Raw genomic sequence first — 12,947 nt, forward strand, 5'->3', positions numbered from 1 at the left:
GTCATGGCACAGGCAGCGGCCGCCGCGCGGGTCGGCGACCCGACCACGCACCCGGGGGTGATCGGCCCGCCGGGGGTGGCGTCCGTCCTCGTCGGCGGGCAGCCCGCCGCCACCGTCGGCACCGCGCACCAGTGCGCGTCCCCGGCGGCCCATCCGCCGACCGCGCTGGCGCCGCCCGGGTCCACGACGGTCCTGATCGGGGGCCGTCCGGCCGCCCGGGTCGGCGACCTGTCCGGCTGCGGCTCGGCGATCGTGTCGGGCTGTCCGTCGGTGCTGATCGGAGGCTGAGGGGAACCATGGGGCAGGAGTTCATCGGCGCGGGCTGGGCGTTTCCGCCGCGCACGGACGCGACCGGGTCGATCGCGCTCGTCCGGGGCGAGCGCGAGCTGGAGGAGTCGATCCGGCTGATCCTCGCGACCTCGCCCGGGGAGCGGCCGATGCGGCCCGAGTTCGGCTGCGCGATCAACGACTACGTCTTCGCGCCGGCCGACGCGGGCACGGCCGGACAGCTCGCGTACGAGGTACGGCTCGCGCTGGAGCGCTGGGAGCCCCGGATCGAGGTGACGGAGATCGCGGTCCGCTTCGACGAGGTCGACAACGGCGTGCTGTACATCGACATCGGCTACACGGTGCGCGGCGCCAACGACCCCCGGAACCTGGTGTTCCCGTTCTATGTGATCCCGCGCCACGACACCGCCCTGCCGTCGGACCCGGGGACTCCCGGGACCGGCGGGCCGGAGGAGGACCGCTCATGACCCTGCCCAGCCCCCATCTGGACGACCGGCACTTCCAGAGCCTGGTGGACGAGGCCAAGCGGCTGGTGCAGCGGCGCTGCCCGGAGTGGACCGACCACAACGTGTCGGACCCGGGCGTCACCCTCATCGAGGCGTTCGCGACCATGGTCGACCAGCTCGTCTACCGGGTGAACCGGGTGCCGGAGAAGAGCTATCTGACCTTCCTGGACCTCATCGGGGTACGGCTCCACCCGCCGACCGCCGCCACCACCGACGTCACCTTCCGGCTCTCCGCGCCCCAGCCGGAGCCGGTGTTCGTGCGGGCCGGTACGGAGGTGGCGACGGTCCGCACCGAGACCGAGCCGGCCGTCGTCTTCGGCACCACCCGGGACCTGACGATCGTGCCGTGCGCGTACGCGGCCCTGGCGACCCTGCCCGCGGGGGGTCCCGGTGCGGGCCCGGCCGCCGACCCGGTGGACCGTACCGACGAGCTGGCCCTCGGCCGCGACGTCCCCTGCTTCTCCCCCGCGCCCGCCCCCGGTGACGCCCTCTACGTGGGCCTGTCGACGCCGGTCCCCGCCGGGGTGGTGGTGCTGCGCCTCGACTGCGACGTGCAGGGCGTCGGCGTCGACCCGCTGCGGCCGCCCCTGGTGTGGGAGGCGTGGGACGGGGCCCGCTGGACGGCCTGCGAGGTGGAGAAGGACGACACGGGCGGCTTCAACCGGTCCGGCGAGCTGATCCTGCACCTGCCGGCCACGCACACCGCGCTGAGCATCGTGCGGCGCACCGCCGGCTGGCTGCGCTGCCGGCTCGTGGCGGCGGCGCCCGGGCAGCCGACGTACGTGGCGCCGCCGGTGGTCCGCGGGATCACGGCCTTCACCATCGGCGCGACGGTCGGCGCCGAGCACGCCGAGCGGATCACGGACGAGCTCCTGGGGACGGCCGAGGGCGTGGCGGGACAGTCCTTCACCGTCGACCGACCCCCGGTCGTCCCCGGCGAGTTCACCCTGGAGGTGACCGCGCCCGACGCCGGCGACGACACCGCACCGCCCTGGACCCGGGTCGACGACTTCGCCCACTCCGGCCCCGCAGACCGGCACTTCACCCTCGACGAGGGCACCGGCCGCGTCGACTTCGGCCCGGCCGTGCGCGAACGGGACGGCACCGTACGGCACTTCGGCGCCGTCCCGCCGAAGGGGGCGACCGTCCGGGTCCGCGCGTACCGCACCGGCGGCGGGGTCCGCGGCAACGTGGCCCGCTCCACCCTGCGCGTCCTGCGCGGGACGGTGCCGTTCGTGGCGCGCGTCGAGAACCGCCGGCCGGCGCTCGGCGGCGTCGACGGCGAGACGGTCGACAGCGCCCGGATCCGCGGCCCGCTCACCCTGCGGACCCTCCAGCGGGCCGTCGTTCCCCGCGACTACGAGCTGCTCGCCCGCGAGGTCGCCCCGGACGCGGCCCGCGTCCACTGCGTCCCCGACGACGACGAGGGCGGGGTGCGGCTGCTCGTCGTGCCGTCCGGGCGTGGTGACGCCCGCGGCCGGATCGCCTTCGACGAGCTGCGGCCGCCGCCCCGGACCCTCGAACGGATCGCGGCCCACCTCGACGCCCGCCGCCCGGTCGGCGCCCGGCTCGTCGTCGAGCCGCCGTTCTACCAGGGCGTCACCTTCGTCGCGACCGTGCAGGCCGGCCGCGGCGCCAGCGCCGAGCGGGTCCGGGAGAAGGCCCTCGCCGCCCTCGACGGCTACTTCAACGCGCTGACCGGCGGCCCCGAGGGCACCGGCTGGCCGTTCGGCCGCCCGGTGCAGACCGGCGAGGCGTACGCGGTCCTCCAGCGGGTCCCCGGCGTCGACCTGGTCGACGACGTCCGGCTCTACCGCGCCGACCCCGTCACCGGGCAGCGGACCGAGGTGCCCGACGGGCGGATCCCCCTCGACCGGCACGCCCTCGTCTTCTCGTACGAGCACCAGCTGCGGGTCCGGGAGGTCTGACCGCCGTGCGCACCGACGTCCCCGGGCTGCCGAGCCCGCACCCGCTGATCGACCTGCTGCCCGCGGTCTACCTGGAACACGACTTCCTCGCCCGGTTCCTGGCCGCGCTCGACGAGGTCCTGGCGCCGGTGCTGCTCAGCATGGACAACCTCCCCGCCCACCTCGACCCGCGCACCGCGCCCGAGGACTTCCTCGACTGGCTGGCCGGCTGGGTGGCCGTCGAACCCCACGAGGACAGCCCCCCGGACCGCCGCCGCGCCGCCGTCCTCGGCGCGGTGGACCGCCACCGGTCCCGTGGCACCCTCCACGGCCTCGCGGAGGCGCTCCGCCTGGAGACCGGCGGCGCACCGGTCGCGATCGAGGAGAGCGGCGGCACGGTCTGGTCGCCCACGCCCGGCACCCCGCTGCCGGGCACCCGCCGCCCGTGGGTCACGGTCCGGCTCGCCCCGCCGGATCCGGGCCGGGTCAACCGGGCACGCCTGGAGGAACTCATCGCCGCGGAGCTCCCGGCCCACGTCGGCTTCACTCTGGAACTCACGCCCGGCGGTACGAGATGACCTGCCCGACGTGCGGCCTGCGCAACGCGCCGGGGACGCCGTTCTGCGCGTCCTGCGGGGCGTTCCTGGACTGGGAGGGCGAGGAGACCGAGCCCGCCGGTACGGGGCCGGCCCCGGCGACGGCGGACGCCGCCGCGCCGCCTCCCGTACCCGTACCGCCCGCCGAGCCAGACCCTGCCCCCGCCCCCGCCCCGGTGGAGGCGCCCGCGGCGGCGGGGCCGCGGCGGCCCGGGGCGGAGACCGACGCGCCGGTGCCCGGTCCCCCGCCCGAGACGCCGGCCCCGGAGCCCGTCGTCTCGTCGCCGGCGGCGACCCTCCGCTGCGGGGCCTGCGGCACCGGGAACGAGGCCGACCGCACCCTGTGCGTCCGGTGCGCCCGGCCGCTGGCCCCCGGGCCCCGGCCCGAGGCGCGGCCGCCGTGGTGGCGCCGGCTGCTGCGCCGCCGGGGGCGGCAGGCGCCGCTCGCCGGCACCCGTCCGCGCCGGTCCCGGCGCAGGCCCCGGATCCTTATGCCGCTGGTGCTGGTCCTGCTGGCGGGCGGCATCTGGTTCGGCCTGCCGCACGCGGGCCGCCTGCTCGGCCTGGCCCGGGAGGAGACGAGCCCGCCGGAGTCGCTGCCGCCGTCGGCGGTACGCGCCTCCCGGGCGCTGAAGGGCCATCCGGCGGGCGCGGCCTTCGACGGTTTCAGCAACCGCTACTGGGCGGCGCCCGCGACCGGCGCGACGCTGGAGGCGGAGTTCGGGGCGCCGGGCGTCAGGGTGACGAAGCTGGTGGTCTTCGCGGGCACGTCGGCGAAGAAGGACGAGTTCCTGACGCAGGCCCGCCCGGCACGGATCCTGGTGGAGGTCGTCGCGGCGAACGGCGACACCGACACCCGCCGCCTCACCCTCAAGGACCAGCCGGGCCAGCAGACCTTCACCCTGCGCGCCTCCCGGGTGACCCACGTCCGCATCACCCCCGAGACCGCCTACGGCACGGCCCGCGGCCGCCATCTCGCCCTGGCGGAGGTCGAGTTCTTCGGCCACCGCGGCTGAACGCGTCGGGCCCCACACGAGCCCGGCGGCCCGCCTCTTCTCGTTCAGCCGTTCGCCTCGTTACCTGCACGGTCCGCCGCGCGTTCCCCGACCATGCGAAAGATCATCACCTGCGGCCTGATGGCCGCCGCGGCCCTCACCGCCGCCACGCCCGCCTTCGCCGACCACGACGGCGGCTTCGGGAGCGGTGTCGACGCCGCGAACCACTGGAACTCCACCGCCGCCGACGTCTGCGTCCAGGAACTCGCCGTGGTCCCCGCCCTGAGCGACTGGACGGGCGACCACAAGAACAACTGCTCCCACGGCAACGTCGTCGACCACGCCACCGGAGCACCGCAGCCCGGGCACTGACGCCCCGCCCCCGTGCCACCCGGGCCTGTGAGAGGCCGGCCGGCACGGGGGCGACCTCACAGGACCAGGGTGCACGGGTTGTCGCGTCAGGGGCGCGCGGCGGTGAGCTGGTGGAGGCGGAGGGCGAGGTGGATCTCCAGGGCGCTGGCGGGGGTGTTCCAGTCGGGGCCGAGGAGCTGGGCGACGCGGTCGAGGCGCTGGACGACGGTGTTCACGTGCACGTGGAGGGCGTCCTTGGCGCGGGAGAGGCTGGCGCCCTGGTCGTAGTAGGCGTGCAGGGTGCGGACGAGTTCGGTGCCGCGTTCGGTGTCGTAGGCGAGGACGGGGCCGAGGACCCGTTCGACGTACGAGCCGATGTCGGCGCGGTCGCCGAGGAGGACGCCGATGAAGCCGAGGTCGGCGATGTCGGCGCCCTCTCCGGTGCGGCCGAGGGCGTGCAGCGCGGTGAGGCAGCGGAGGGCTTCGGCGTGGAGGGCGGCGTGGTGGTCCGGGCCGGTTCCGGGGCCGGCGGTGCCGACGGTGACCGGGGTGCCGAGGATCCGGGCGAGGTCGGCGGCGAGGCCGTGGGCGAGGAGGCCGGGGCGGTCGGAGGGCACGAGGAGGACGGTGTGGCCGCGGCGGGTGCCGGCGAGGCCGCCGAGGCCGCGGACGACCCGGGTGGCCTCGGCCGTGAGCCGGGAGCGCGCGGCGGGTTCGCAGTCGAGGACGGCGACGGCGTGCGGCCGGGTGAGGTCGAGGCCGAGGCGGCGGGCGCGCAGGGTGAGGCTGCCCGCGTCCCAGTGGGCCGAGGAGGCGGGGCCGGCGAGGAGGTCGTCGAGGAGTTCGCCGCGTACCCGGTCCTCGGTCTCGGCGACCGAGCGGCGGATCAGGAGGAGCATCGCGGTGACGAGCGCCGACCGTTCGAGGAGGCGGCGGTCCGCCTCGGACAGGTCGCCGCGGCCGGTGAGGACGATGCTGCCGAGGGGTTCGGCGCCGGCGAGGACGGCACAGGTCCAGACGCCGTCGGCGCGGACGGCGCGGCCTTCGGTGTGGGAGGCGGTGAGGCTCGCGGTGGAGGGGGCGACCGGTGGGGTGCCGATGCGGGCGAGTTCGCTGCCGTCGGTGTCGTGGACGGCCACTCCCCCGCCGAGCAGGGCGGCGATCTCCGCGGCGACCTCGTCGGTGCCGGCGCCGCGCAGCACCAGTTTGGAGAGCCGGTCGTGGGCGTCGGACGCCTGGTGGAGGGCTTCGCTGTGGGCGCGGGCGGTGGCGTTGGCGGCTTCGAGGCGGGCGAGGGCGCTCCGGGTCTCGTCCAGGCGGCGGGCGCTGTCGATGGCGACGGCGGCGTGGTCGGCGAGCGAGGCGAGGAGGGCGATGGCGTCGGGGGTGAACTCGCGCGGGGTGCGGTCCGCCGCGAACAGGACGCCGATGACCTCCTCGCCGAGGCGCAGCGGGACGCCGAGGATGCCGCGGAGCCCTTCCTCGGCCACGCCGTCGTCGATGGTGCCCGTGTGCCGGTAGCGGCGGTCGGTGCGGTAGTCGGTGCTGGCGTACGGGCGGGCGGTCTGGGCGACCAGGCCGCCCAGGCCCTCGCCCATGCCGAGCCGGAGCTGCTGGAAGGCGGCGGAGACGGATCCCTCGGTGACCCGCATGAAGGTGTCCCGGGCCGCCGGGTCGTTGAGGGTGAGGTAGGCGACGTCCGAGCCCAGGAGCGTACGGGCCCGGCGGACGATGGCGCGCAGCACCGCGTCGAGGTCCCGCAGCCGGGCGAGGTCGCCGGCGGTGTCGTACAGCGCCACCAGCTCGGTCTCGCGGCGCCGGTACTGGTCGAGGACCCGTCGCACCGACAGGGCGACCCGGGTGGTCTCCTCGATCCACGCGAGGTCGGCCGGGGTCGCCCCGTCGGCCCGGGAGCGGGCGGGCTGGGCGGCGAGCTCCTCGCCGGGGGCGTCGGCGGCGAGCAGGTCCAGCACGCGGCGTGCCGCCTCGGTGGACGCGTGCGTCCGGGCGTCGGTCGGGCGGCCGGTGGCCATGGCGCCTCCTCGCGGGGGGGGGATCGGTGGGGTGCGGTCGTGGCCCGGTCCGTCGTCCTCCCCCTGGGGACGCGGACCGGGCCGGGGTGGCCTCGGGTCAGACCCGGTCGCCCGCGCCGACGGCGGACGGGACGGCGGCGGCCGGTTCCTCGTCCCGGCTGCGGGTGAGGTCGCGGCCGAGGGTCTCGCGGGTGACCGCCACGGTGATCGTGGTGACGACGGCCGCCGCACAGAGGTAGACCGAGATCGGGGTGGAGGAGCCGTAGTCCTTGAGCAGTTCGACCGCGATGATCGGGGCGAGCGCGCCGGCCAGGATCGAGGCGAGCTGGGAGCCCATCGAGGCGCCCGAGTAGCGGACCTTGGTGTCGAACATCTCGGAGATGAACGCGGCCTGCGGGCCGTACATCGCGCCGTGCAGCAGCAGGCCGGCGGTGACGGCCAGCGTGATCACCACGAACGACTTCGAGTCGACGAGGCCGAAGAAGGCGAACGCCCACACCGCCATGCCCACCGAGCCGATCAGGGTGACCGGGCGGCGGCCGATCCGGTCGGACAGCGCGCCCCACATCGGGATGGTGACGAAGTGGACGGCCGAGCCGATCAGGACCGCGTTCAGGGCGGTGCTCTTCGACAGGCCCAGGTGGGTGGTGACGTACACGAGGAGGAAGGAGGTGAGGATGTAGTACGAGATGTTCTCGCCGAAGCGGGTGCCGATGGCCGACAGCACGTCACGCCAGCTGCGCTTGAACACCTCGACGACCGGGGCCTCCTCCTTCGCGCCCGCCGCCGCGGCCGCCTCGGCCTTCGCCTGGGCCTCCAGGAAGACCGGCGACTCGGAGACCGAGACCCGGATCCACAGACCGATCATCACGAGCAGGCCCGACAGCAGGAACGGGATGCGCCAGCCCCAGGAGTGGAAGGCGGCGTCCGACTGCACGGCGGCCAGCAGCGACAGGACGCCGGTGGCGAGCAGGTTGCCGCCGGGCGCGCCGGCCTGCGGCCACGACGCCCAGAAACCGCGGTGCTTCTCGCCGCCGTGCTCGGAGACGATCAGGACGGCGCCGCCCCACTCGCCGCCCAGCGCGAAGCCCTGCACGAGGCGCAGCACGGTCAGCAGGATCGGCGCCCAGACGCCGATCGACTCGTAGGTGGGCAGCAGGCCCATCGCGAAGGTGGCGCCGCCCATCATCAGCAGGCTCAGCACCAGCAGCTTCTTGCGTCCGATCTTGTCCCCGAAGTGGCCGAAGACGATGCCGCCGAGCGGCCGGGCGGCGAACCCGATGGCGTACGTGATGAACGCGATCAGCGTGCCCACCAGCGGGTCGGCGCTGGGGAAGAACAGCGTGTTGAAGACGAGCGCGGCGGCCGATCCGTACAGGAAGAAGTCGTACCACTCGATGGTGGTGCCGATCAGGCTCGCTCCGACGATGCGGCCGATGCCGCCTCTCGGCTGGGTGGTGGTGTCAGACATGGTTCACCGGTTTCACGAACGGACGGAAGGGGGGACGGGGACGATCGCGGTGGTGCGGGTGGAGCGGGGGGGTACGGGGTGGAGTGGCGCGGTTCTTCGCCGGGGCGGGGCTCAGCCCGCCGTCCAGCCGCCGTCGAGCGGGAGGGACGTGCCGGTCAGGTAGCCGGAGTGCGGGCCGCAGAGCCACAGGACGGCGGCGGCGACCTCCTCGCTCTCCAGCAGCCGCTTGACCGGCGAGCGGGCCAGCATGACGTTCGACAGGACGTCGCCCTCGCTGATGCCGTGTGCGGCGGCCTGGTCGCGGACCTGGCCCTCGACCAGCGGCGTCCGCACATAGCCGGGGTTCACGCAGTTGCTGGTCACGCCGTGCGGGGCGCCCTCGATGGCGGCGACCTTGCTCAGGCCCTCCAGGGCGTGCTTGGCGGCGACGTACGCGGCCTTGTAGGCGCTGGCCCGCAGGCCGTGGACGCTGGAGATGTTCACGACCCGGCCCCAGCCCTGCCCGTACATGTGCGGCAGGGTCCGCCGCATCAGCAGGAACGGGGCCGTGACCATCACCTTCTGGATCAGCTCGAAGCGCTCCGGGGGGAACTCGGTGAGCGGGGCCACGTGCTGGAGACCGGCGTTGTTGACGAGGATGTCGGCATCGGCGGGGAGGAGGTCGATCGCGGCCGGGTCCGCGAGGTCGACCTCGTGTGCCTCTCCACCGGTGGCCTCCGCGACCGCCTCGGCGGCCGCGCCGTCCCGGTCCACGACGTGCACGGTGGCCCCGGCCTGTGCCAGGGCCAGCGCGCAGGCCCGGCCGATGCCGCTGCCGCCACCGGTCACCAGTGCGGTGCGCCCGCTCAGGTCGGTCGCCCCGATGGCCGGCAGGGGTACCGGGGTGGGAAATGTGTTCGTCATGGCCGGAAACAGTAGGGAGAGCTCCGGTGCCCTCCCATGGGTGAGGCAGCCATAAAGTGACGCCGTTCAGTGGTGGCGGACACCACTGCCGGTGTCTACCGGCCGAGGGAGCAGTGGTCCAGGAGCGCCGCCGGGTCCGTGTCGGCGGGCAGGGCGACGGTCGTGGAGGCCGGCGGGCGGCTCCCCGTGGTCAGCCACCGCTCCAGTGCGGTGAAGCCGCTGCGGTGGCACGGGACGAGCGGGCGGAGCCTGTCCGGGAAGGCGTCGACGAGGGAGTCGGTGTGGGTGCCGCCCTCGATGCGGTAGTAGCGGTGCAGCGCGCCGCGGCCGGCGTCGCGCACCATGCGGGCGTAGACGTCGGAGTCCTCGCCGATGGGGAGCAGCACGTCCAGGGTGCCGTGCAGGGTGATCAGGGGTTTCCCGATCCGGCCGGTGAGCTCGATCTTCTCCACGGCCTGCCGGACCTCCTCGGGGCGGGCCGCGTAGTCGTAGTCGGTGTCACAGGCGGGTGTGCCGGTCGCGCAGTACGGGGTGCCGGCCTCGGTCGCGCCGTCGAAGCCGGGGTCCAGCTCCTCGCGGTTGATGCGCTGGGTGAGGTCCCAGTAGACCTTGTGGTGGTACGGCCACAGGAACTCCGACCCGGCCGGGAAGCCGGCGGCGTGCATCCGCCGCCGGGCCGTCTCGGCGCCGTCGCCGCCCGCCGCGTACACGGGATAGGCGCGGAGTGCCTCCGGCAGGAACTCCAGCAGGTTCGGGCCGTCGGCGCGCCAGAGGGTGCCCTCCCAGTCGACGCCGCCGTCGTACAGCTCGGGATGGTTCTCCAGCTGCCAGCGCACCAGGTAGCCGCCGTTCGACAGGCCGGTGGCCAGGGTGCGGGCGGGGGGCCGGTGGTAGCGCTGGGCGAGGGTGGCGCGGGCGGCGCGGGTCAGCTGGGTGACGCGCTCGTTCCACTCGGCGATGGCGTCGCCGGGGGTCTTCCCGTCGCGGTGGAAGGCGAGGCCGGTGTTGCCCTTGTCGGTGGCGGCGTACGCGTAGCCGCGGGACAGCACCCAGTCGGCGATCGCCCGGTCGTTGGCGTACTGCTCGCGGTTGCCGGGGGTGCCGGCGATCACCAGGCCGCCGTTCCAGCGGTCGGGCAGGCGGATGACGAACTGGGCGTCGTGGTTCCAGCCGTGGTTGGTGTTGGTGGTGGAGGTGTCGGGGAAGTAGCCGTCGATCTGGATGCCGGGCACTCCGCCGGGGACGGCCAGGTCCTTGGGGGTGAGCCCCGCCCAGTCGGCGGGGTCGGTGTGGCCCGAGGCCACGGTGCCGGCCGTGGTCAGCTCGTCGAGGCAGGCGGCCCGCTGGTGCTCGGCGCCCGGCACGCGGAGCTGCGCCATGCGGGCGCAGTGGCCGGCCGGGGCCCCGGCGGCGTCGGTGGGGGCGGCGGCGGCCGGTACGGCGGTGAGGGTCAGGGCGGACACGGCGAGGGCCGTGAGGGTGGTGCGGCGCAGGGCGCCCGGCGGGGAGCCGGGGGTGGGACGCATCGGGGTGCCTCCGGGGGTCGGGTTTCTGGGACGCGCGAGAGGCTATGCCGCCGGTTCGGCCCGACCCATGGGCGTATCGCCCATTCTTGGCCCGTGGGCGGTGGGTGTCGGCACCATCCGCTCCCCGTAGGGGAGTTCACGCCACCGCGCGCGGGCGGACGGCGTCGCTCCGGGGCTCCCGCGCCCGTCGCGGCCGAGCGCTTCCGGTGGGGGCGGTGGGGGTGGTCGTCGCCATCTCCACCGGGGTCGGTGTGTGGATGAACGCCATGGTCGCGCCCTGCGGCGGCTGCCTAGGCTCGCTGCCCATCGGTCGTATCGGCCACCGGCTCTGACCTGCGGGGTCATCCGGCTGTCTGAGGAAGGGATCCTCCATGGGTCTGGACAAAACGGTCGCGAGCGCGGCGGAGGCGGTGGCCGACATCCCCGGCGGCGCCTCCCTCGCGGTGGGCGGCTTCGGGCTGTGCGGGATACCGGGCACGCTGATCGACGCGCTCTGGCAGCGCGGCACGGACGGCCTGCGGGTCGTCTCCAACAACTGCGGCGTCGACGACTGGGGGCTCGGGCTGCTGCTCGCGGCCGGGCAGATCTCCCGGATGACGAGCTCGTACGTCGGCGAGAACAAGGAGTTCGCCCGCCAGTACCTCAGCGGGGAGCTGGAGGTCGAGCTCGTCCCGCAGGGGACGCTGGCCGAGCGGCTGCGGGCCGGCGGCGCGGGCATCCCGGCCTTCTACACCCCGGCCGGCACGGGCACGCAGGTCGGCGAGGGCGGACTGCCGTGGCGGTACGCCGCCGGGGGCGGGTCCGTCGCCGTCGCCTCCCCGCCGAAGGAGACGCGGGAGTTCGGCGGGCGCCCGTACCTCCTGGAGGAGGGCATCACGACGGACTTCGCGCTCGTCCGGGCGACCATCGGCGACCGGCACGGCAACCTCGTCTTCCGTTCCTCCGCCCGGAACTTCAACCCGCTGGCCGCGATGGCCGGGCGGATCACCATCGCGGAGGTCGACCACCTCGTGGAACCGGGCGAGCTCGACCCCGACGAGATCCACCTCCCCGGCGTCTTCGTCCAGCGCGTCGTCCGGGTCACGCCCGGAGACCCCGCCGCCGAACGCCGCATCGAACGCCGTACCGTCCGACAGGAAGAAGCCGCCTGATGGCCCTCACCCGCGACCAGATGGCCGCCCGCGCCGCCCGCGAACTCACCGACGGGAGCTACGTCAACCTCGGCATCGGCCTCCCCACCCTGGTCCCCAACCACCTCCCGCCCGGCATCGAGGTGGTCCTCCAGTCCGAGAACGGCATCCTCGGCGTCGGCCCGTACCCGACCGAGGACGAACTCGACCCCGACCTCGTCAACGCCGGCAAGGAGACCGTCACCACCCTCCCCGGCGCGTCCTTCTTCGACTCGGCCCTGTCCTTCGCGATGATCCGGGGCGGCCACATCGACGCGGCGGTCCTCGGCGCCATGCAGGTCTCCTCCGCCGGGGACCTCGCCAACTGGATGATCCCCGGCAAGATGGTGAAGGGCATGGGCGGCGCGATGGACCTCGTGCACGGCGCGGGGCGGGTCATCGTCCTCATGGAGCACACGGCCAAGGACGGCACGCCCAAGCTCGTCGAGGCGTGCACCCTCCCCCTCACGGGCCGCGGCGTCGTGCAGCGGGTCATCACCGACCTCGCCGTCCTCGACGTCACCCCCGACGGCTTCGCCCTCGTCGAACTCGCCCCGGGCGTCACGCTCGACGAGGTCCGGGAGGCGACGGCGGCGGACCTCCTCGTGCCGGCCGAACGGGGCGGGGTGCGGGCGGCCTGACCGGCGCCCGGTGATGTCAGGCCGCTCGGTCGCGCTCGCGGCGCAGCCAGGCGTCGCACGCCGCGTAGTCGGCGTCGGTGAGGCCGACGCGGGCGTCCACCCGGAGGAGCAGGGCGGGTCCCCGGTGGTGGGCGGCGACCCAGGCCCGGTCCCGGTCGGTGATCTCGTCGTCGACCCAGACGAACGGCCGGCCCGCCGCCCACGCGACCAGCGGCCGGGTCTTCGGGTGCAGTCCCCGGCGCACGTCCTGCTCGTCGGCGTCCGACGGCTCCGGCCAGGGGACGACGGCCAGGCGGGGCAGGCCGAGCAGCGGGGCGACGCACTCGTTCGCGTCGTCCCCCCACGTCGTCGCCCACACCAGAGCGCACGGCAGCGCGGCCAGGCGCGCCCCGTGCGCCGGATCGATCCGGGACAGCAGGGGGTTCGGGGCGTCGGTACCCGTGGGGAAGGTCGGGTACGTGCGGGGATCCGCGCCGAAGGGGATCAGCGGGCCGTCGACGTCGAGGAACAGGAGCGGAAGCCGCTCGGAACCGGTCACAGCGGTCGAGGATAGGGCCGGCC

Annotated in this window: 13 protein-coding genes; 8 read left to right on the plus strand and 5 right to left on the minus strand. The window is 75.0% G+C overall.

The window, feature by feature from the left end; all coding sequences use genetic code 11:
- Window positions 1-3: 3 nt before the first annotated feature.
- The 6 genes from IF73_RS0104475 to IF73_RS0104500 all read left to right on the plus strand — a co-directional run bounded on the left by IF73_RS0104475 (window position 4) and on the right by IF73_RS0104500 (window position 4,664).
- Complete coding sequence (locus tag IF73_RS0104475) at window positions 4-288, plus strand: PAAR domain-containing protein (RefSeq protein ID WP_031003610.1); 285 nt, start codon at window positions 4-6, stop codon at window positions 286-288.
- Window positions 289-296: 8 nt separating this feature from the next.
- The gene (locus IF73_RS0104480; protein WP_051716520.1) at window positions 297-755 is read left to right on the plus strand and encodes a GPW/gp25 family protein; all 459 of its coding nucleotides are present in this window, start codon (window positions 297-299) and stop codon (window positions 753-755) included.
- A complete protein-coding gene (locus tag IF73_RS0104485; protein WP_031003614.1) occupies window positions 752-2,722 on the plus strand; it encodes a putative baseplate assembly protein in 1,971 nt (656 codons plus the stop codon). The genes IF73_RS0104480 and IF73_RS0104485 overlap by 4 nt, the downstream gene beginning before the upstream one ends.
- A 5-nt stretch (window positions 2,723-2,727) precedes the next feature.
- Window positions 2,728-3,279, plus strand: a complete 552-nt coding sequence (locus tag IF73_RS0104490) for a phage tail protein (protein ID WP_031003617.1) — start codon at window positions 2,728-2,730, stop codon at window positions 3,277-3,279.
- Entirely contained in the window at window positions 3,276-4,313 is a 1,038-nt protein-coding gene (locus IF73_RS41830) for an NADase-type glycan-binding domain-containing protein (RefSeq protein ID WP_234338156.1), read from the plus strand. The genes IF73_RS0104490 and IF73_RS41830 overlap by 4 nt, the downstream gene beginning before the upstream one ends.
- Before the next feature lie 93 nt (window positions 4,314-4,406).
- The gene (locus tag IF73_RS0104500) at window positions 4,407-4,664 is read left to right on the plus strand and encodes a hypothetical protein (RefSeq protein ID WP_031003621.1); all 258 of its coding nucleotides are present in this window, start codon (window positions 4,407-4,409) and stop codon (window positions 4,662-4,664) included.
- Window positions 4,665-4,750: 86 nt separating this feature from the next.
- Here IF73_RS0104500 and IF73_RS0104505 read toward each other — a convergent pair whose 3' ends face one another.
- The 4 genes from IF73_RS0104505 to IF73_RS0104520 form a co-directional block, all read right to left on the minus strand.
- On the minus strand, window positions 4,751-6,676 hold the full coding sequence (locus tag IF73_RS0104505) for a helix-turn-helix domain-containing protein (RefSeq protein ID WP_031003622.1): 1,926 nt from the start codon (window positions 6,674-6,676) through the stop codon (window positions 4,751-4,753).
- Window positions 6,677-6,773: 97 nt separating this feature from the next.
- Window positions 6,774-8,147 carry an MFS transporter gene (locus IF73_RS0104510; RefSeq protein WP_037878234.1) on the minus strand — a complete coding sequence of 458 codons (1,374 nt, stop codon included), beginning with the start codon at window positions 8,145-8,147 and terminating at the stop codon, window positions 6,774-6,776.
- Between the two features lie 111 nt (window positions 8,148-8,258).
- Window positions 8,259-9,050 (minus strand): 3-hydroxybutyrate dehydrogenase, encoded by a 792-nt coding sequence (locus IF73_RS0104515; RefSeq protein ID WP_031003627.1) that lies wholly within the window; start codon window positions 9,048-9,050, stop codon window positions 8,259-8,261.
- Between the two features lie 95 nt (window positions 9,051-9,145).
- Complete coding sequence (locus IF73_RS0104520) at window positions 9,146-10,576, minus strand: 3-hydroxybutyrate oligomer hydrolase family protein (protein WP_031003629.1); 1,431 nt, start codon at window positions 10,574-10,576, stop codon at window positions 9,146-9,148.
- 371 nt (window positions 10,577-10,947) lie between these two features.
- Here IF73_RS0104520 and IF73_RS0104530 point away from each other — a divergent pair, with 371 nt between their 5' ends.
- Window positions 10,948-11,727, plus strand: a complete 780-nt coding sequence (locus tag IF73_RS0104530) for a CoA transferase subunit A (RefSeq protein WP_031003631.1) — start codon at window positions 10,948-10,950, stop codon at window positions 11,725-11,727.
- Window positions 11,727-12,386, plus strand: coding sequence for a CoA transferase subunit B (locus IF73_RS0104535; RefSeq protein WP_031003633.1), 660 nt, complete (start codon window positions 11,727-11,729; stop codon window positions 12,384-12,386). The genes IF73_RS0104530 and IF73_RS0104535 overlap by 1 nt, the downstream gene beginning before the upstream one ends.
- 16 nt (window positions 12,387-12,402) lie before the next feature.
- Here the strand turns inward: IF73_RS0104535 and IF73_RS0104540 are convergent, their stop codons facing one another.
- Window positions 12,403-12,924 (minus strand): HAD domain-containing protein, encoded by a 522-nt coding sequence (locus tag IF73_RS0104540; protein ID WP_031003635.1) that lies wholly within the window; start codon window positions 12,922-12,924, stop codon window positions 12,403-12,405.
- Window positions 12,925-12,947 lie beyond the last annotated feature (23 nt).

It is taken from the genome of Streptomyces sp. NRRL F-5727, from assembly GCF_000719555.1.
GTDB lineage: Bacteria > Actinomycetota > Actinomycetes > Streptomycetales > Streptomycetaceae > Streptomyces.

What these genes read in the sequence shown, in the direction of transcription:
- IF73_RS0104500 (WP_031003621.1), top strand. Translation starts at nt 4,407, where the DNA reads ATGCGAAAGATCATCACCTGCGGCCTGATGGCCGCCGCGGCCCTCACC.
- IF73_RS0104515 (WP_031003627.1), bottom strand. Translation starts at nt 9,050, where the DNA reads ATGACGAACACATTTCCCACCCCGGTACCCCTGCCGGCCATCGGGGCG.
- IF73_RS0104475 (WP_031003610.1), top strand. Translation starts at nt 4, where the DNA reads ATGGCACAGGCAGCGGCCGCCGCGCGGGTCGGCGACCCGACCACGCAC.
- IF73_RS0104480 (WP_051716520.1), top strand. Translation starts at nt 297, where the DNA reads ATGGGGCAGGAGTTCATCGGCGCGGGCTGGGCGTTTCCGCCGCGCACG.
- IF73_RS0104530 (WP_031003631.1), top strand. Translation starts at nt 10,948, where the DNA reads ATGGGTCTGGACAAAACGGTCGCGAGCGCGGCGGAGGCGGTGGCCGAC.
- IF73_RS41830 (WP_234338156.1), top strand. Translation starts at nt 3,276, where the DNA reads ATGACCTGCCCGACGTGCGGCCTGCGCAACGCGCCGGGGACGCCGTTC.
- IF73_RS0104520 (WP_031003629.1), bottom strand. Translation starts at nt 10,576, where the DNA reads ATGCGTCCCACCCCCGGCTCCCCGCCGGGCGCCCTGCGCCGCACCACC.
- IF73_RS0104510 (WP_037878234.1), bottom strand. Translation starts at nt 8,147, where the DNA reads ATGTCTGACACCACCACCCAGCCGAGAGGCGGCATCGGCCGCATCGTC.
- IF73_RS0104535 (WP_031003633.1), top strand. Translation starts at nt 11,727, where the DNA reads ATGGCCCTCACCCGCGACCAGATGGCCGCCCGCGCCGCCCGCGAACTC.
- IF73_RS0104485 (WP_031003614.1), top strand. Translation starts at nt 752, where the DNA reads ATGACCCTGCCCAGCCCCCATCTGGACGACCGGCACTTCCAGAGCCTG.
- IF73_RS0104505 (WP_031003622.1), bottom strand. Translation starts at nt 6,676, where the DNA reads ATGGCCACCGGCCGCCCGACCGACGCCCGGACGCACGCGTCCACCGAG.